The 19,048-nt window shown below is 57.1% G+C and carries 18 protein-coding genes; 12 read left to right on the plus strand and 6 right to left on the minus strand.

Features of this window, described 5'->3' with window-relative positions; all coding sequences use genetic code 11:
- Positions 1-238 precede the first annotated feature (238 nt).
- Positions 239-1,075, minus strand: a complete 837-nt coding sequence (gene fghA, locus QFI97_RS09615; protein WP_346431010.1) for an S-formylglutathione hydrolase — start codon at positions 1,073-1,075, stop codon at positions 239-241.
- Positions 1,076-1,523: 448 nt separating this feature from the next.
- Between fghA and folE the strand changes: the two genes are divergently transcribed.
- The 6 genes from folE (at position 1,524) to mglC (ending at position 8,633) form a co-directional block, all read left to right on the plus strand.
- On the plus strand, positions 1,524-2,192 hold the full coding sequence (gene folE, locus QFI97_RS09620) for a GTP cyclohydrolase I FolE (protein WP_095100722.1): 669 nt from the start codon (positions 1,524-1,526) through the stop codon (positions 2,190-2,192).
- Between the two features lie 16 nt (positions 2,193-2,208).
- The gene (gene yeiB, locus QFI97_RS09625; protein ID WP_331834709.1) at positions 2,209-3,366 is read left to right on the plus strand and encodes a DUF418 domain-containing protein YeiB; all 1,158 of its coding nucleotides are present in this window, start codon (positions 2,209-2,211) and stop codon (positions 3,364-3,366) included.
- Between the two features lie 155 nt (positions 3,367-3,521).
- Positions 3,522-4,544 carry an HTH-type transcriptional regulator GalS gene (gene galS / locus QFI97_RS09630; protein WP_095101343.1) on the plus strand — a complete coding sequence of 341 codons (1,023 nt, stop codon included), beginning with the start codon at positions 3,522-3,524 and terminating at the stop codon, positions 4,542-4,544.
- 294 nt (positions 4,545-4,838) lie between these two features.
- A complete protein-coding gene (mglB, locus tag QFI97_RS09635; RefSeq protein WP_095100726.1) occupies positions 4,839-5,837 on the plus strand; it encodes a galactose/glucose ABC transporter substrate-binding protein MglB in 999 nt (332 codons plus the stop codon).
- 249 nt (positions 5,838-6,086) lie between these two features.
- Positions 6,087-7,607 (plus strand): galactose/methyl galactoside ABC transporter ATP-binding protein MglA, encoded by a 1,521-nt coding sequence (gene mglA / locus QFI97_RS09640; RefSeq protein WP_095100728.1) that lies wholly within the window; start codon positions 6,087-6,089, stop codon positions 7,605-7,607.
- A gap of 15 nt (positions 7,608-7,622) precedes the next feature.
- A complete protein-coding gene (gene mglC, locus QFI97_RS09645; protein WP_095100730.1) occupies positions 7,623-8,633 on the plus strand; it encodes a galactose/methyl galactoside ABC transporter permease MglC in 1,011 nt (336 codons plus the stop codon).
- Between the two features lie 266 nt (positions 8,634-8,899).
- On the opposite strand, the gene sanA is transcribed toward mglC, so the two are convergent.
- The 5 genes from sanA to QFI97_RS09670 all read right to left on the minus strand — a co-directional run bounded on the left by sanA (position 8,900) and on the right by QFI97_RS09670 (position 12,880).
- Positions 8,900-9,610 (minus strand): outer membrane permeability protein SanA, encoded by a 711-nt coding sequence (sanA, locus tag QFI97_RS09650; protein ID WP_095100732.1) that lies wholly within the window; start codon positions 9,608-9,610, stop codon positions 8,900-8,902.
- 127 nt (positions 9,611-9,737) lie between these two features.
- Positions 9,738-10,622 (minus strand): cytidine deaminase, encoded by an 885-nt coding sequence (gene cdd / locus QFI97_RS09655; protein ID WP_095100734.1) that lies wholly within the window; start codon positions 10,620-10,622, stop codon positions 9,738-9,740.
- Positions 10,623-10,750: 128 nt separating this feature from the next.
- Entirely contained in the window at positions 10,751-11,446 is a 696-nt protein-coding gene (locus tag QFI97_RS09660; RefSeq protein ID WP_095100735.1) for a CidB/LrgB family autolysis modulator, read from the minus strand.
- Positions 11,443-11,841: a CidA/LrgA family protein gene (locus QFI97_RS09665; protein WP_095100737.1), complete on the minus strand. Its 399-nt coding sequence runs from the start codon at positions 11,839-11,841 to the stop codon at positions 11,443-11,445. The genes QFI97_RS09660 and QFI97_RS09665 overlap by 4 nt, the downstream gene beginning before the upstream one ends.
- Positions 11,842-11,968: 127 nt before the next feature.
- The gene (locus QFI97_RS09670) at positions 11,969-12,880 is read right to left on the minus strand and encodes a LysR substrate-binding domain-containing protein (protein WP_095100739.1); all 912 of its coding nucleotides are present in this window, start codon (positions 12,878-12,880) and stop codon (positions 11,969-11,971) included.
- A 126-nt stretch (positions 12,881-13,006) separates the two neighbouring features.
- Between QFI97_RS09670 and mhbT the strand changes: the two genes are divergently transcribed.
- From mhbT to dusC, 6 genes are all read left to right on the plus strand, one after another.
- On the plus strand, positions 13,007-14,365 hold the full coding sequence (gene mhbT, locus QFI97_RS09675; RefSeq protein WP_346431011.1) for a 3-hydroxybenzoate transporter MhbT: 1,359 nt from the start codon (positions 13,007-13,009) through the stop codon (positions 14,363-14,365).
- An 11-nt stretch (positions 14,366-14,376) separates the two neighbouring features.
- Entirely contained in the window at positions 14,377-15,414 is a 1,038-nt protein-coding gene (gtdA, locus tag QFI97_RS09680) for a gentisate 1,2-dioxygenase (protein WP_346431012.1), read from the plus strand.
- Between the two features lie 16 nt (positions 15,415-15,430).
- Positions 15,431-16,129 (plus strand): fumarylacetoacetate hydrolase family protein, encoded by a 699-nt coding sequence (locus QFI97_RS09685; protein WP_095100745.1) that lies wholly within the window; start codon positions 15,431-15,433, stop codon positions 16,127-16,129.
- A gap of 8 nt (positions 16,130-16,137) precedes the next feature.
- Positions 16,138-16,782 carry a maleylacetoacetate isomerase gene (maiA, locus tag QFI97_RS09690; RefSeq protein ID WP_346431013.1) on the plus strand — a complete coding sequence of 215 codons (645 nt, stop codon included), beginning with the start codon at positions 16,138-16,140 and terminating at the stop codon, positions 16,780-16,782.
- A 10-nt stretch (positions 16,783-16,792) separates the two neighbouring features.
- Positions 16,793-17,986, plus strand: coding sequence for a 3-hydroxybenzoate 6-monooxygenase (locus tag QFI97_RS09695; protein ID WP_346431014.1), 1,194 nt, complete (start codon positions 16,793-16,795; stop codon positions 17,984-17,986).
- Positions 17,987-18,106: 120 nt separating this feature from the next.
- On the plus strand, positions 18,107-19,039 hold the full coding sequence (dusC, locus tag QFI97_RS09700; RefSeq protein WP_095101345.1) for a tRNA dihydrouridine(16) synthase DusC: 933 nt from the start codon (positions 18,107-18,109) through the stop codon (positions 19,037-19,039).
- The last annotated feature ends 9 nt before the right edge of the window (positions 19,040-19,048 follow it).

Here is a 19,048-nt window from a genome sequence, read left to right on the forward strand (position 1 = left end):
TTTTACATTCCATTTCAAATGAATAAATCTCCATCGGGATAACCCTGAGAACCGTATTTATTTGTCTTGTAAGAACTCTGAATGATGGAGAGAAGAAGGAGGGATTGTACAAAAAAATGTTATTTTGTAAACATTAATGATAATTGAAATCATTTGTATTTACTTTGAATTGAATTAAATAAGCATGAATTCAGAAGGTTAGGGGTGTGTAAATATGGAGGGCCTCAGCCCTCCTGTTTCATTTGATAAGATATTGGGCGTGAAAACGCAGATGGTCTTCGATAAATGAAGCAATAAAGTAGTAGCTATGATCGTAACCGGGCTGAATTCTCAGGGTTAGCGGCCACTCTTTTTGTCGCGCAACTTCGGCCAGCACCGCAGGCTGCAGCTGCTGGGCGAGGAACGTGTCGTTGTCGCCCTGATCGATAAGCGTTGGTATCGCGTCGCTGGCGTGGCTTGCCTGCATTAACGCGCAGCTATCCCACGCCTGCCAGCTTGATTCGTCGGCACCCAAATAGGCGGTAAACGCTTTTTGTCCCCACGGCACCCGGGCAGGGTTGACGATCGGTGCAAAGGCCGACACGCTGACGAAACGGCCCGGGTTCTTCAGTGCTATAATAAGCGCACCGTGACCCCCCATTGAGTGCCCGCTGATAGCGCAGCGATCGCTGACGTTAAACTGCGCGCCAATCAGCTGCGGCAGCTCGTCGCGAAGATAATCGTACATGCGAAAATGCGCGGACCACGGTGCCTCGGTCGCGTTGAGATAAAAACCCGCGCCTTTGCCCAGATCGTAGGCGCTGTCATCGGCGACGCTATCGCCGCGCGGGCTGGTATCCGGCATCACCAGTACCAGGCCTAGCTCCGCAGCAATACGCTGAGCGCCGGCTTTGGTGGTGAAGTTCTCATCGTTGCAGGTCAGGCCGGAAAGCCAGTACACAACCGGCGGCGGCGCGGTATCGCGCTGCGGGGGTAAAAAGATGCTGAACGTCATCGAACAGTTCAGCGTAGTGGAGTCATGCCGCCAGCGTTGCTGCCGACCGTCATAACAGCGATGCTCTTCAAGCAATTCCATGCCGGGCTCCTCAGAAAAGGGGATACGCGTGAGTCTGCAGACCTTACTTTACGGATATATCGTGGTAACGGCTGCTGAGTGATTCTGCGTACAGGGACGTAATTTTTCATAATACAGATATTTCATTCACTCGTGAGCAACTTTCACTTTCTCCTTTAGGGAACATATTGCATCATTAATGCAACTTTTAGCCAACATGCTCCGGCGGCTGTGCTATTGAGAATGACGCGAAGTCGTTCTTTTATTCGGGAAGTGGCAACTGGCGGGCATTAGACGATTGACTGGCGCGATGTGGGAGACGTGGGACCAGACGCGCACTATCAATAGGTCACGCAAATTTCAATAATTATCGTTTCGGCTACTAGATTATGTGCGCTACCTCACGCACAATGCATGCAAACTTTGCCCTCAGAAGAGCAAAGAGCGCCACACCTGCAGGAGAACATAAATGTCATCACTGAGCAAAGAAGCCATACTCGTTCATGAAGCGCTGGTCGCTCGTGGGCTGGAGACGCCGTTGCGTCCGCCAGTGCAAGAAATAGATAATGAAACTCGCAAGCGTCTGATTGCCGGACACATGACTGAGATTATGCAGCTGCTGAATCTTGATCTTAGTGATGACAGTCTGATGGAAACTCCGCATCGCATCGCTAAAATGTATGTCGATGAGATCTTTTCCGGACTGGACTACGCCAGGTTCCCCAAAATCACCGTCATCGAGAACAAGATGCAGGTTGATGAAATGGTCACCGTGCGCGATATCACCCTGACCAGCACCTGCGAACACCACTTTGTGACGATTGACGGTAAAGCCACGGTTGCCTATATCCCGAAAGATTCGGTCATTGGCCTGTCGAAAATCAACCGCATCGTGCAGTTCTTCTCCCAGCGCCCGCAGGTGCAGGAGCGACTGACGCAGCAGATTTTAACCGCGCTGCAAACCCTGCTAGGTACCAGCAACGTCGCGGTATCGATTGATGCTGTGCATTACTGCGTCAAGGCTCGCGGCATTCGCGATGCAACCAGCGCCACCACAACCACCTCGTTGGGCGGTCTGTTTAAATCCAGCCAGAATACCCGCCAGGAGTTCCTGCGCGCCGTACGTCACAACGGCTAAAATCGGAGCAGGGTACATGGAACGAAACGTCACGCTGGACTTTGTTCGTGGCGTCGCCATTCTGGGTATTCTGCTACTGAATATTAACGCCTTCGGCCTGCCGAAGGCGGCATATCTTAACCCGGCATGGTCCGGGAGCATCTCTTTTAGCGACGCCTGGACCTGGGCGATCCTCGACCTGCTGGCGCAGGTGAAATTCCTGACCCTGTTTGCTCTGCTGTTTGGCGCCGGGCTTCAGATGCTGCTGCCTCGCGGCAAGCGCTGGATCCAGTCGCGTCTGACGCTGCTGGCGCTGCTGGGGTTTATCCACGGACTGTTTTTCTGGGATGGCGATATCCTGCTGGCCTACGCGCTCGTGGGGCTGGTGGCCTGGAGAATGATCCGCGATGCGCATCACCTCAAATCCCTGTTTAACACCGGCGTGATGCTGTACGTCATCGGCGTGGCGGTCTTAGTGCTGCTTGGCGTCATTTCGGGCAATGCGCCGAATCGCTCGTGGGTGCCCGATGCGGCAAATTTACAGTATGAACAGTACTGGAAGATGACCGGCGGCTTCGAGGCGATAAGCAATCGCGCGGATATGTTGTCGGGTAACCTGCTGGCGCTCGGCGCGCAGTACGGCTGGCAGCTGGCGGGAATGATGCTGATGGGCGCTGCCCTGATGCGCAGCGGCTGGCTAAAAGGGCAGTTCAGCCTCAGCCATTATCGGCGCACCGGCGGCCTGCTGATCGTCGCCGGAATGGCGGTCAATATCCCGGCGATTTTCGCCCAGTGGTATCTCGACTGGGATCCCCGCTGGTGCGCATTCCTGCTGCAGGCTCCGCGCGAGCTCGGCGCGCCGCTGCAAACCATCGGCTACGCTTCTTTAGCGTGGGGCTTCTGGCCCCAGCTGTGTAAGCTGCGGCTGGTGACCGCGATTGCCTGCGTCGGGCGCATGGCGCTGACCAACTACCTGCTACAAACCCTCATCTGCACCACGCTCTTTTATCACCTTGGCCTGTTTATGAAGTTCGACCGCCTGCAGCTGCTGGCCTTCGTCGTACCGGTTTGGGCGGTAAACCTCATCTTCTCGCTCTTCTGGCTACGTCATTTCCGCCAGGGCCCGGTTGAATGGTTGTGGCGTCAGTTAACCCTGCGCGCCTCGGGGACATCATTAAAGAACACATCCAGATAACGATCCCGATCACAATCATTAACAAAATGAATGTAAGCGTTTTCAGGCATGTGACCTCACTCACGTAGCGCGCCGCGCGTCGCTGCCAGAATAGCCACCTTGCTGAACACAGGAGGTGGGTGTGACGTATTGCAATTCTCTACAGGTCGGTGAGCATGATCACCATTCGTGATGTCGCCCGTCAGGCGGGAGTTTCCGTCGCGACGGTCTCGCGCGTGCTGAATAATAGCGCGCTGGTGAGTCCGGATACGCGCGAAAGCGTAATGAAAGCGGTAACGCAGCTGGGCTACCGGCCTAACGCCAACGCGCAGGCGCTGGCGACCCAGGTCAGCGATACCATCGGCGTTGTGGTGATGGACGTATCGGATGCCTTTTTCGGCGCGCTGGTGAAAGCGGTGGATACCGTGGCCCAGCAGCATCAGAAATACGTGCTGATCGGCAATAGCTACCACGAGGCGGAAAAAGAGCGTAACGCCATCGAAGTGCTGATCCGCCAGCGCTGCTCGGCGCTGATCGTGCACTCCAAGGCGCTGAGCGATGAGGAGCTCGGCGATTTCATGCAGCATATTCCGGGGATGGCGCTGATAAACCGCATTGTGCCCGGCTACGAGCACCGCTGCGTCGGTCTGGACAACGTCAGCGGGGCGCTGATGGCCACGCGGATGCTGCTGAACCACGGGCACCAGCGGATCGGCTATCTCTCCTCAAACCACGGCATTGAGGATGACTCTCTGCGCCGGGAAGGGTGGTTCAAGGCGTTACAGGAGCAAAGCATTATTGCCCCCGATAGCTGGGTAGGCTCCGGCTCGCCGGATATGCAGGGCGGCGAGGCGGCGATGGTTGAACTGCTGGGGCGTAATTTAGGCCTCACCGCCGTTTTTGCCTACAACGACAGCATGGCGGCCGGTGCGCTGACCACGCTGAAAGATAACGGCATTGTTGTGCCGCAGCATCTGTCGCTGATTGGCTTCGATGATATCCCTATTTCTCGCTACACCGACCCACAGCTGACGACGGTGCGCTATCCTATTATGTCGATGGCGAAACTGGCCACCGAGCTGGCGCTGCTGGGGGCTGCGGGGAAACTCGACCATGACGCTCGCCACTGTTTTATGCCGACTCTGGTGCGTCGCCATTCGGTGACCCAGCGGCAAATTGTGGGTCCGATCACTAACTGAAAAGGGCGGTGATGTAACCGCTTTCAATCTGTGAGTAAATTCACAGTATATTAACATTCAACTGATTATGATGGCCGCGTTTACCAGTCCTGACCATTTTGTCACGGTGATTAATCACTTTTACAACAGGCACAAGGCGCTAAACTGCGAGTAAAGCCGTACCTTTGGAGCGTTACCCTACACGGAAGACAGAATTTACAGTCGTGAACCTTGTTGTGCGGTAACGTTAATGTAACAACTTTCCGCCAGCCGTTTTCACACCAATGACCCTGCATAAAAAAAACCGGAGATTCCATGAATAAGAAGGTGTTAACCCTGTCTGCAGTTATGGCGAGTATGTTATTTGGCGCCGCGGCACACGCAGCTGATACCCGCATCGGCGTAACCATTTACAAATATGACGACAACTTTATGTCGGTGGTGCGTAAGGCAATTGAGAAAGACGGCAAATCAGCGCCGGACGTTCAGCTGCTGATGAATGACTCGCAAAACGACCAGTCCAAACAGAACGATCAGATTGACGTCCTGCTGGCAAAAGGCGTGAAAGCGCTGGCGATTAACCTGGTGGACCCGGCTGCTGCAGGCACCGTTATCGATAAAGCGCGCGGACAGAACGTCCCGGTCGTGTTCTTTAACAAAGAGCCTTCCCGTAAAGCGCTGGATAGCTATGACAAGGCGTATTATGTCGGTACCGACTCTAAAGAGTCCGGTATTATCCAGGGCGATCTGATCGCTAAACACTGGAAAGCCAACGCCGGCTGGGATCTGAACAAAGACGGCCAGATTCAGTATGTGCTGCTGAAAGGCGAGCCGGGCCATCCGGATGCTGAAGCGCGTACCACCTACGTCATTAAAGAGCTGAATGACAAAGGTCTGAAAACTCAGCAGCTGCAGCTGGATACCGCGATGTGGGACACCGCTCAGGCGAAAGACAAAATGGACGCCTGGCTCTCTGGCCCTAACGCTAACAAAATTGAAGTGGTTATCGCCAACAACGATGCGATGGCAATGGGGGCGGTAGAAGCGCTGAAAGCGCACAACAAGAGCAGCATTCCGGTCTTCGGCGTTGATGCCTTACCAGAAGCGCTGGCGCTGGTTAAATCCGGTGCAATGGCCGGTACCGTGCTGAACGATGCCAATAACCAGGCAAAAGCCACGTTCGATCTGGCGAAAAACCTGGCGGACGGCAAAGAGCCGGCTGCAGGCACCAGCTGGAAGATTGAAAATAAAATCGTTCGCGTTCCTTACGTTGGCGTAGATAAAGACAATCTGAGCCAGTTTGTTGGCAAGTAATATTTAATACTCGGTTTTCGAGCTGCGGGTGAATACCATTTCGCAGCTCGAAATTCATCGGGTAGATGTACGGGCGTATCAGCTATAAATAAAATCACTCGGGATGCGTTGAGATCAACGTCGCCGGTAAAATGGCCGCCTGAAGGATCGCCAGCCGCTACGCCCGATTATTCCTGATACAGAACCAGACTCTTATTTTGACGCTAATTCGTCAGCTGAGAGTGTGCATGAACGCAGCCAGGTATAACTATGGTCAGTAATAATAGCGAACGGTCGGGCGAATTTTTGTTGGAAATGAGCAACATCAACAAATCATTTCCTGGCGTCAAGGCACTCGATAATGTCAACCTGAAAGTCCGTCCTCACTCTATTCATGCATTAATGGGCGAGAATGGCGCGGGAAAATCAACATTATTAAAATGTCTTTTTGGGATCTATCAAAAAGATTCCGGCAGCATTCTTTTTCAGGGAAAAGAGATCGATTTCCATTCGGCTAAAGAAGCGTTGGAAAACGGCATCTCAATGGTTCACCAGGAATTAAACTTAGTATTACAACGTTCGGTGATGGACAACATGTGGCTGGGGCGTTATCCCACCAAAGGCGTGTTTGTCGATCAGGACAAAATGTATCGCGATACCAAAGCGATATTTGATGAACTGGATATTGATATTGACCCGCGCGCGCGTGTGGGGACGCTATCGGTATCGCAAATGCAGATGATTGAAATTGCGAAGGCATTTTCCTATGACGCCAAAATCGTCATCATGGACGAGCCGACGTCATCGCTGACCGAAAAAGAGGTCAACCATCTGTTTAAGATTATCCGCAAGCTAAAAGAACGCGGCTGCGGCATTGTCTATATCTCCCACAAAATGGAAGAGATTTTCCAGCTGTGCGATGAGATAACCATCCTGCGCGACGGTCAGTGGATTGCCACCCAGCCGCTGGAAGGACTGGACATGGATAAGATTATCGCCATGATGGTCGGCCGCTCCCTGAACCAGCGCTTCCCGAGCCGTGAAAATACGCCGGGCGAGGTGATTCTTGAGGTGCGCAACCTGACGTCGCTGCGTCAGCCGTCGATCCGCGATATCTCCTTCGACCTGCATAAGGGCGAAATTCTCGGCATTGCCGGACTGGTGGGGGCCAAGCGTACCGATATCGTTGAGACCTTATTCGGCATTCGCGAAAAGGCCAGCGGGACGATTAAGCTGCACGGTAAGAAAATTAATAACCATAGCGCCAATGAAGCCATTAACCACGGCTTTGCGCTGGTTACCGAAGAGCGTCGCTCTACCGGGATTTACGCTTATCTGGATATCGGTTTTAACTCCCTGATCTCCAATATTAAGAAATATAAAAATAGGGTCGGATTGCTGGATAACTCACGCATGAAAAGCGATACCCAATGGGTTATTGACTCCATGCGCGTGAAGACCCCAGGACAGCATACGCAAATTGGTTCGCTGTCCGGCGGCAACCAGCAGAAGGTTATTATCGGCCGCTGGCTGTTAACACAGCCGGAGATTTTGATGCTTGATGAACCGACCCGCGGGATTGACGTCGGCGCTAAGTTTGAAATCTATCAGCTGATTGCCGAGCTGGCAAAAAGAGAGAAAGGGATCATTATTATTTCCTCCGAGATGCCGGAGCTGCTGGGTATTACTGACCGTATTCTGGTAATGAGCAACGGTCTCGTTGCCGGAATTGTTGAGACAAAAACCACTACGCAAAACGAAATTTTACGTCTTGCGTCGTTGCATCTTTAAGATCAGGGGCTTGCGATGAGCGCATTAAATAAAAAGAGTTTTCTCACTTACCTGAAGGATGGTGGGATTTACGTTGTTCTTTTGGTCCTGCTGGCCATTATTATTTTCCAGGATCCAACCTTCTTAAGTTTACTGAACTTAAGTAACATTCTGACCCAGTCCTCGGTGCGTATTATTATCGCGCTGGGCGTAGCGGGGCTCATCGTGACTCAGGGGACCGACCTGTCAGCCGGACGTCAGGTTGGGCTGGCGGCGGTTATCGCCGCAACGATGCTGCAGGCGGTGGACAACGCCAACAAGGTCTTCCCGGATATGGCAACCATGCCAATCCCGCTGGTGATCCTGCTGGTGTGCGCGATTGGCGCGGTGATTGGCCTGATTAACGGGATTATCATCGCGTACCTCAACGTGACGCCATTTATCACCACCTTGGGTACCATGATTATCGTTTATGGGATCAACTCCCTGTACTACGATTTTGTTGGCGCCTCGCCGGTTTCCGGGTTTGACAGCCACTTCTCGCATTTCGCTCAAGGGTTTATTGCGCTGGGGACGTTCCGCCTGTCGTATATTACCTTCTACGCGCTGATTGCCGTCTTCTTCGTCTGGATCCTGTGGAATAAAACCCGCTTTGGCAAAAACATCTTTGCTATCGGCGGCAACCCGGAAGCGGCGAAGGTTTCAGGGGTTAACGTTGCCCTTAACCTGCTGATGATTTATGCCCTGTCCGGCGTGTTTTACGCCTTCGGCGGGCTGCTGGAGGCCGGACGAATTGGCTCTGCGACCAACAACCTCGGCTTTATGTACGAGCTGGATGCGATTGCGGCCTGCGTCGTCGGCGGCGTCTCCTTCAGCGGCGGCGTGGGTACCGTGCTCGGCGTGGTAACCGGCGTTATCATCTTTACGGTGATTAACTACGGGCTGACCTACATCGGCGTTAACCCGTACTGGCAGTATATTATCAAAGGCGCAATTATTATCTTCGCCGTTGCGCTGGATTCACTGAAATACGCGCGTAAAAAGTAACGAGCTCTCTTTATCAGGCCCGCGCAGTGCGCGGGCTTTTTTTTGGCTGCGGCTGAGGTGAGCTCGTTTTTAAACCCCTGCAGGAGTGAAGGAATAAAGTCCAACCATAGGCGCCGGCCCGGCCGCTCTCCTGCCGCAATATGTGGCGGAAGATCGCGCCGGTTTTATCTTGTCCGGAAAGATAATCACTTCTTGATGAATCGGCTTTGGCTAAGTGACGCCGATGATAAGAGCGCTGAACCGGCCGATCCAGTGCTGCGCGAGCTCTATTTGTTCTGCAATTCCAGCAGCTGCTCCGGCGTCACCGCCGGATAGGACTGCGTCCCCTGGGGAACTTCCTGCTGCGACGGAATGGGGATCAGCGGGCCTAAAAAACGCGGCTCGCGTTTGAAAACGTAGAGGTCTGCGAGGGCGCCGAAGCGCGCGCCGAACTCACGCAGCCGCACGTTCCACATATCTTTTGGCGACGGGACCGCATAGCACTGCGCCTGAATCCCCATATGCAGGGCGATAAACAGCGCGCGCTCGCAGTGGAAGCGCTGGGTGATGATAATAAAATCGTTGGTGTCAAAAACCTTGCGGGTCCGCACGATAGAGTCGAGCGTACGGAAGCCGGCATAGTCCAGGACGATATCCGCCGGATCGACGCCTGCTTTAATCAGGTCCCGGCGCATCGTCATCGGCTCATTATAGCTCTGCAGCGCGTTATCACCGCTGAGCAGCAGGTAGTTCACCTTGCCGCTGTTGTAGGCGTTGAGCGCTCCCTGGATACGGTAGCGATAGTATTGGTTGATGACCCCGGTGCGGTAGTACTTGGCGGTGCCGAGAACCACCCCGACCTGGCGATAGGGCAGATCCTGCAGTTCATCGTAGATATAGGGCGCGGTTTTCCAGCTCATCCAACGGTCAAGACCCAGCACGGTCAACAGCAGCAGGCCGAACAGGACTAACAGGCTGTATAACACGCGCTTTAACATTAACCTGGGCTCAACGGTAGACAATGGAGTGTTCAGGCTACTTTACCCGCCGGGCAAGAGCAAGAAACCATCGTTTGATTGCGGGGATTTTCAACAATACGGGCCTGAGGCCCGCATAATGTGTGATTTAACCGAGCAGGACGCGGTCAATACTGTGACAGCCAAGCGCTTTCAGCGTGGCCGCGGTGGCATCCCACTGGATCAGCGGCGCATCGGCCTTTTCGGCAAGAATGGCCCGCTGGATATCGGCATAATCATAGCCGTTCAGGCTAAGCAGGTTGAGCGCCCCCTGCAGCGGCGGCAGCGTCGGGTTAAAGGCGGCGTTTTCGGCATAGCTGCCGGAGAAGAGGGTGCCGTCTTTCAGCTCCAGCGCGACGCCGGACGGTGACTGGCTGTAGGGCATATGGCAACGGTTTGCCGCCTGAATCGCCGCCTGCGCCAGCGCGTCGCCGCTCAGCGGGAAGCCGTGATCCTGTTCATCCATCAGCAGCGTTTTGATCTCCAGATCTTGCGGACCAAACGCGTCCGGCAGATAGTGCTGCAGCGAATGCGCCTCGCGCCCCGGCAGGTGGATCCGCAGCACCTGGCTACTGTTGAGCTCGTTCATAAACTGGCGACAGTGGCCGCAGGGCGTGTAGTTGACGGTGATTGCCAGCAGGGATTTTTCGCCGCGTAGCCACGCATGGCTGATGGCGCTCTGTTCCGCGTGGACGGTTTGCTGCATGGTCGCGCCGAGGAATTCCATATTGCCGCCGAAATACCAGCGCCCGCTGACGCCGCGGGCGATAGCGCCAACGTTAAAATGCGAGAGGTCGGCGCGCGCGCAGGCTGCGGCCAGCGGCAGCAGGGCAAAGGCCAGCGCGTCTTCGTCAAGGCCAGTTGCGCGTTGCAGCGCGGCGACCTGGTCTGCATCGAGCATGGCCGGGAAATGCGGGTCGGTCAGCATCGGGGCGATAGCCGTCTGCAGGTCTGCCGTCAGTTGAGGGAGAGCAGCTTGAAAACGTGGGTGCATGGCGTTGCCTCATAACAATGTAATGGGAATCTAGTGTACGGGCGGTGATGGCCTGTATATGTGATTAATATCTCATTGTTTGTGCAACTCTATTACGTTGCATTGATAAATGTGATTTAAATCACAATTTATCCCGCCAGGGCTAAAATCACCGGGAACAAAAACGGCGCGACCAGGGAGGTAATAATTCCGCACAGCACCAGCGCCAGCGAGCTGAAGGCCCCCTCCTGATAATCCATCTCCGCGCAGCGCGCGGTGCCCAGCGCGTGCGAGGCGGTACCCATCGACAGGCCGCGTGAGGCCTTGGTGTGGATGCGCATCAGGTTTAGCAGCGTATGCCCGAAAACCGCGCCGAGGATGCCGACGAAAATAACGCATACCGCGCTGATCGCCGGAATACCGCCAATGCTGCCGCTGACCGCCATCGCAATCGGCGTCGTTACCGATTTCGGCATAATCGACGCGGCGATTTGCGGCGTCGCGCCCATTAGCAGCGCAACCGTCGTCCCGGTCACCATCGCCACCACGCTGCCGATAAAGCAGATGGTAATAATCGATTTCCAGCGGGCGCGAATCTGGTGAAGCTGCTCGTATAAAGGAAAGGCCAGCGCCACGACCGCAGGCTGCAGCAGATCGTTGAGGATCTTACTGCCCTGAAAATAGCGGTCGTAAGAGATACCGCTCACCAGCAGAAAGGGGATGATGACCACCATCGCCACCAGCAGCGGGTTGAGCAGCGGAAATTTAAAGCGCGCTGCCAGCCTGCGGGCGAGGAAAAAGACAATCAGCGTCAGCGGCAGTGACCACCAGATCTCATGCATCATTTTTTACTTCCTTCTTGGCCGACCACTTTGCGTTCGCCGTGCACCAGGTGGGAGCTCCAGCTGACAACCAGAAAAACGACCAGCGTGCTGATGGTGCAGGAGACGGCGACCGGGCCGAGCTGAGCGCGGAGCAAATCCCAGTACTGCATCACGCCCACGCCAATGGGCACAAACAGCAGCGCCATATAGCGGATCAGCACGTTACAGCCGGGGTTAACCCACTTCGGCGGCATAATCTGCAGCGCCAGCAGTACGAACAAAATCAGCATCCCGATAATGCTGCCGGGGATGGTGATAGGCAGCAGGGAGGAGATAAAAATCCCGGCGTATAAACAGGCGTAGATCAGGACAAATGCCCGCAGGTACTGCCAGATAATAATCAGTGATTGACTCATGGTAATAACCCTTGATGAACCGCATTCATCATACAATTAAACCCAAAAATGTGCTACCGGTCACAACATGAATTATACGCATAGCTGGAATAGAGCAATGGAACCCTGCGCGCGGGCAGCGTCACGGCTACGACTCCTGCGATAAATAATCAAGAAACCGGCTGAGGGCAAGCGATGGCGTTTCACTTTTTCGCCAGAATACCCCGACGCTACCTTTTTGTTCGATGCGCGGCAAATTAAGAATCGCCAGCTGCTGCTGTTCGGCAAAGCGCTGCGCCAGGCGTAAGGAAAGAATAGAGATCATATCGCTGCTTTGCAGCAGATTGCTGGTGACGTTCATCGACGCCGACTCGATGGTATTTTCCGGCAGCATAACGCCGTTATCGACCAGGGCGTTGTCAATGCTCAGGCGGATCGGCGTGCCGGTTGGCCAGACTATCCAGCGCCAGTGGGCGAGGTCGGCCCAGCCGAGGCTCGGCATCTGCGCCAGCGGGTGATCGGGGCGGGCGACGAAGCACACCGGCTCGGTGTACAGCACCCGATAGTTAAGCGGCAGCTCCAGCGCCCGTCCGCCCACCCGTCCCACCACGACGTCCACCACCCCGGAGAGCAGATCGTGAAGCAGGGGAGTCATCACCTTTTCCTCAATGTTCAGATGCAGGCTCGGCATCTCCTTGAGCAGCGAGAGAATGGCCAGCGCAACGCAGTCGGTGGCTACCGGCGAACAGCCGATCATCAGGCTGCCCACCAGCCCGCCCTGTTTAAAGCGCTCGATCTCATACTGCGAGCGGGACATATCGTTGATCAGGCGCTGGGCGTGCTGCAGCAGCAGCTTGCCGCCTTCGGAAGGGCGTAGGCCTTTGCTATGGCGTTCGAACAGCAGCATGCCGACCTCTTCTTCAAACTGAGTCAGCCATTTCGAGAGCGCGGGCTGGGTAATATTCATCATTTTGGCCACCTGCGTCAGGTTGCCCTGCTCGCCGAGCGCCACCAGCATTTGCAGATGATGCAGCTTCAGTTTTTGCGCCCAGTTTGCCATTAGCTATAACCTCCAGGTTATGTCTGTGCCCGAGATACCATTGTACATTTCATCGCCTTGGTTACAAAATCGCAACATAAAAGAAATAAATACAACATCTCCTCCTCCCTACACTGAGGCATAACGATGACTCAACGACGTGAATTGCAAACGCTGCTGGACGCCGCTCCGATAGGTGCCCGGCAGTGGCGCGTGATTATCTGCTGTTTTCTGGTGGTCATGCTCGACGGTTTTGATACCGCCGCCATTGGTTTTATCGCCCCCGATATTCGCGCCCACTGGCAGCTCAGCGCCAGCGAGCTCGCGCCGCTGTTTGGCGCCGGTCTGCTGGGCTTAACCGCCGGCGCTCTGCTGTGCGGTCCGCTTTCCGACCGCTTCGGGCGCAAGCGGGTCATTGAGTTCTGCGTCGCGCTATTTGGCCTGTTTAGCCTGCTTTCGGCCTTTTCCCCCGACCTTGAGACGCTGGTTGTTCTGCGCTTCCTCACCGGCCTCGGCCTCGGCGGGGCGATGCCGAACACCATTACCATGACCTCGGAGTATCTGCCCTCCCGGCGGCGCGGCGCGCTGGTGACCCTGATGTTTTGCGGCTTTACCCTCGGTTCGGCATTAGGCGGCGTGGTCAGCGCCCAGCTGGTGGCGCAGATTGGCTGGCACGGCATCCTGGCGCTAGGCGGCGTTCTGCCTCTGCTGCTGGCCGCGGTGCTGCTGGCGGTGCTTCCGGAATCCCCGCGCTGGCAGATTCGCCGCCGGCTGCCGCAGCCGGTGATTGCGAAGACCGTCGGCGCCATTACCGGCGAGCGCTATGAGCACACCCATTTCTGGCTGGATGAACCGGCCACCGGCGCCAAAGGCAGCATCGGCCAGCTGTTCGTTGGCCGCCAGCTGCCCATTACCCTGATGCTGTGGGTGGTGTTCTTTATGAGCCTGCTGATTATCTACCTGCTTTCCAGCTGGATGCCGACGCTGCTCAACCATCGCGGCATCGACCTGCAGCATGCCTCATGGGTCACCGCCGCTTTCCAGATTGGCGGCACCTTCGGCGCGCTTCTGCTCGGCGTGCTGATGGATCGCTTCAATCCGTATCGGGTGCTGGCTCTGAGCTACTGCCTGGGCGCGGCCTGTATCGTGATGATCGGCCTTAGCGAGAATGGCCTGTGGCTGATGGCGCTGGCCATTTTCGGCACCGGGATTGGCGTCAGCGGTTCACAGGTTGGGCTCAACGCGCTGACCGCCACGCTCTATCCGACCCAGAGCCGCGCCACCGGCGTCAGCTGGTCAAACGCCGTTGGCCGCTGCGGAGCCATTGTCGGCTCCCTCTCCGGCGGCATGATGATGGCCATGAACTTCTCATTCGACACCCTGTTTTTCGTCATCGCCGTTCCGGCCGCGATTAGCGCAGGGATGCTGATTTTGCTGACGCTGGTCGTCCGCACCCCCGTTACCGTACCCGACGCGCTGCCCTCCGCGGGCATCGCGAATAAATAAGGAGAACAACCATGTCTCAGCACGCTGCGGAAGCTTCCGCCGGTCGCCAGCAGTTTTACGAGCATATTTCGGGCCAGAACCTGACGCCTTTGTGGGAGTCGCTGCATCATCTGGTGCCGAAAACGCCGAACGCCAACTGCGCGCCGGCCTACTGGAATTATCAGGAAATTCGCCCGCTGCTGCTGGAAAGCGGCCGGCTGATTGGCGCTAAAGAAGCGGTGCGTCGGGTGCTGGTGCTGGAGAACCCGGCCCTGCGCGGCCACTCCTCAATCACCTCCTCGCTGTATGCGGGTTTGCAGCTGATCATGCCCGGCGAGGTGGCGCCGAGCCATCGACATAATCAGTCGGCGCTGCGTTTCGTCGTGGAAGGCGAAGGGGCCTTTACCGCCGTTGACGGCGAGCGGACGGCGATGCGCCCCGGCGACTTTATTCTCACCCCGCAGTGGCGCTGGCACGATCACGGCAATCCGGGAGATGAGCCGGTTATCTGGCTCGATGGCCTCGATTTGCCGCTGGTGAACTATCTGGGCTGCGGGTTTGCCGAAGATTACCCTGAGGATCAGCAGCCGGTCACCCGCAAAGAGGGCGACTATCTGCCGCGCTACGCCGCCAATATGCTGCCGCTGCGCCACCAGGTGGGCAACTCCTCGCCGATCTTTAACTATCGCTATGACCGCAGCCGCGATGCGCTGCATGAATTGACAAAAATGGGCGCTGCCGACGAGTGGGATGGCTACAAAATGCGCTACGTCAACCCGGTCACCGGCGGCTACCCGATGCCGTCAGTGGGCGCTTTCCTGCAGCTGCTGCCCAAAGGCTTTAGCTCGCGGACCGCGAAAACCACCGACAGCACTATCTACCACGTCGTCGAGGGGAGCGGGCGGGTCACCGTCGGCGGGCAAACCTTCAGCTTCCAGGCGAAAGATATCTTCGTGGTGCCGACCTGGCACGGCGTCTCTTTCAGCGCAACGCAGGAGACGGTGTTATTCAGCTTCTCGGATCGCCCGGTTCAGGAAACCCTCGGCCTGTTCCGCGAAGCGCGCGACTAATCATAAGGACTCGATCATGACTCAATACGTTTTTGCCCCCCAGGCCCCGGTCACCGTTCCCGTTGTCGGCAGCGATGAGCTGTTCCCCGTGCGCCGCGTCTACTGCGTGGGGCGTAACTATGCCGCTCACGCGCGTGAAATGGGCTTCGACCCGGACCGTGAGCCGCCGTTTTTCTTCTGCAAACCGGCCGATGCGGTGGTTGCGGTGGCCGCAGGCGAAACCCTCGATTTAGCGTATCCGCCGCAAACGGATAACTACCACTACGAAATCGAGCTGGTGGTGGCGATCGGCAAGCGCGGCAGCGATATTCCGCTGGAGCAGGCCCATGAATATATCTGGGGCTACGCGACCGGCCTTGATATGACCCGCCGCGACCGCCAGATGGAAATGCGCCAGATGGGGCGTCCGTGGGAAATCGGCAAGGCGTTCGATCTTTCCGCGCCGGTGGCGCCGCTGCACAAAGCGGATAGCGTGGCGGTCAATCAGGCGGAGATTTGGCTGCAGGTGAACGGTGAAGACCACCAGCGTAGCGACATTCGCCATCTGATCTGGTCGGTTAACGAAACCATCAGCTACCTGTCAGGCTTTTTCGAACTGCAGCCCGGCGACCTGATCTTCACCGGCACCCCGGAAGGCGTTGGCGCGGTGGTCAAAGGGGATGTGATTAGCGGCGGCGTGGATGGACTGACGCCCATTGCCGTCCGCGTGGTATGAGGTGAGTGATGAAGCTGTACAGTTTTTTCAATAGCTCCGCTTCATACCGGGTGCGTATCGCCCTGGCGCTGAAGGGGATCGACTACCAGAGCGTGGGCGTCAATATTCGTATCGGCCAGCAAAACGCCCTCGAATACCGACGGCTGAATCCGGTGGGGCTGGTGCCTACGCTGATGACCGACGAGGGCGAATCCCTGGGCCAGTCGCTGGCGATCGCCGACTGGCTCGACCGGCGCTATCCGCAGGCGCCGCTGTTGCCCCTGCAGGACCCCGCGCGGATGCGGGTGCTGGAGATCGTCTACGCTATCGCCTGCGATATTCATCCGATTAATAACATGCGCGTTTTGCGCTACCTTAGCGATGAGCTGAAGGTGAGCGAAGAGGACAAACAGCGCTGGTATGCGCACTGGGTCCAGCAGGGGCTCAGCGCGGTGGAGCTGCTGCTGCGGCACTCCCGATCCGGCGCCTTTTGCGTAGGCGAGACGCCGACGCTGGCCGACTGCTGCCTGGTGCCGCAGTGGGCCAACGCCCAGCGCATGGGCTGCGATCTGAGCCACTATCCGCGCTGCCAGGCGGTCTATGACGCCTGTACCCGGCTTCCGGCGTTTATCGCCGCCGCGCCGGAAAATCAACAAGACAAAATTCCGGCCTAGGGGGCTGAGTATGGCGAAAGTAACGCGAGCAATCATTGTCGGTGGCGGAATTGGCGGCGCGGCGACCGCGCTCTCGCTGGCGCGCCAGGGCATCAAGGTGATGCTGCTGGAGAAGGCCCATGAAATCGGCGAAATTGGCGCCGGCATCCAGCTTGGCCCCAACGCCTTTTCTGCGCTGGATAGCCTGGGCGTGGGCGAAATAGCCCGCCAGCGCGCCGTCTTCACCGATCACATCACCATGATGGATGCGGTGAATGGCGAAGAGGTGGTGCAGATTAAAACCGGGCAGGCTTTCCGCGATCATTTTGGCGGCCCCTACGCGGTTATCCATCGGGCAGATATTCATGCCACCGTCTGGGAAGCGGCGTTAACCCATCCCGACGTGGAGTACCGCACCTCAACGCAGGTGGTCGATATCCGCCAGAGCGCCGACGAGGTGACGGTATTTGACGATCGCGGCAACGGCTGGAGTGCGGATATCCTGATTGGCTGCGACGGCGTGAAGTCGGTGGTCCGCCAGAGCCTGCTGGATGATGCGCCGCGGGTCACCGGCCACGTGGTTTACCGGGCGGTGGTTGAAGCGGCGGATATGCCGGATGATTTGCGGATCAACGCGCCGGTGCTGTGGGCCGGGCCGCACTGCCATCTGGTGCACTACCCGCTGCGCGGCGGCAAACAGTACAACCTGGTGGTGACGTTCCACAGCCGCCAGGAGGAGGAGTGGGGCGTACGCGACGGCAGCAAAGAGGAGGTGCTCTCCTATTTTCAGGGGATCCATCCGCGCCCGAGGCAGATGCTGGACAAACCCACGTCGTGGCGCCGCTGGTCCACCGCCGATCGCGAGCCGGTCGATAAATGGGGCAATGAACGTATCATCCTGGTAGGCGACGCGGCCCATCCGGTGGCGCAGTATATGGCCCAGGGCGCCTGCATGGCGCTGGAGGATGCGGTCACGCTTGGCAAGGCGCTGGCGCACTGCGACGGCGATGCCGCCCGCGCGTTTGCGCTGTATGAGTCGGTTCGAATTCCGCGCACCGCGCGCATCGTCTGGTCAACCCGCGAAATGGGGCGGATCTACCATGCCGCAGGCGTCGAGCGCCAGGTACGCAACCTGCTGTGGAAGGGCAAAACCCAGGCTGAGTTCTATCGCGGCATCGAGTGGCTGTACGGCTGGAAGGAGGATAACTGCCTGCAGCCGCGCTAGCGCAGGCCGCGGGCCGTAGCCTGCGCAACGAGGGGCGGGAAAACCCGCACGGGGCCCTTTCAACCGGCACGTAGAGGCGCTAACATAGCGCCTCTTTTTTTCCGGGCAATGAATAACAATATGCGGGTATTACTGGCGCCGATGGAAGGCGTGCTCGATTCGCTGGTGCGCGAGCTGCTGACCGAAGTCAACGATTACGATCTTTGCATCACCGAGTTTTTGCGCGTGGTGGACCAGCTGCTGCCGGCAAAATCGTTTTACAGGCTCTGCCCGGAGCTGCATCACCACAGCCGGACGCCTTCCGGAACCCGCGTGCGCGTGCAGCTGCTCGGACAATATCCGCAGTGGCTGGCGGAGAACGCCGCCCGGGCGGTGGAGCTCGGCTCGTGGGGCGTTGACCTGAACTGCGGCTGCCCGTCAAAGCTGGTTAACGGCAGCGGCGGCGGCGCGACGCTGCTGAAGGACCCGGAGCTGATTTATCGCGGCGCGAAGGCAATGCGTGAAGCGGTACCTGACCACCTGCCGGTGACGGTAAAAGTGCGCCTCGGCTGGGACAGCTCCGGGCGGCGGTTTGAAATTGCCGATGCCGTGCAGCAGGCGGGAGCCAGCGAGCTGGTGGTTCACGGGCGAACCAAAGAAGAGGGCTATAAGGCGGAGAGCATCAACTGGCAGGCGATCGGCGAAATCCGCCGCCGCCTGACGATCCCGGTGGTGGCCAACGGCGAAATCTGGGACTGGCAAAGCGCGCAGGAGTGCCTGGCGGCCACCGGCTGCGACTCGGTGATGATTGGCCGGGGAGCGCTTAACGTGCCGAATTTGAGCCGGGTGATAAAATACAACGAACCGCGGATGCCGTGGCCGCAGGTCGTGCTGCTGCTCCAGAAATATACCCGTCTGGAAAAGCAGGGCGATACCGGCCTGTATCACGTGGCGCGTATCAAGCAGTGGCTCAGCTATTTACGTAAAGAATATACTGAAGCGCTGGAGGTATTTAATGAGATTCGCACCCTAAAAACCTCTGCTGAGATTGCCGCCGCTATTGCCCGTTATTAATCTCAGGAT

Origin of the sequence: Klebsiella scottii (assembly GCF_036561945.1) — a bacterium.
In the GTDB taxonomy this organism is placed as follows: domain Bacteria; phylum Pseudomonadota; class Gammaproteobacteria; order Enterobacterales; family Enterobacteriaceae; genus Klebsiella; species Klebsiella scottii.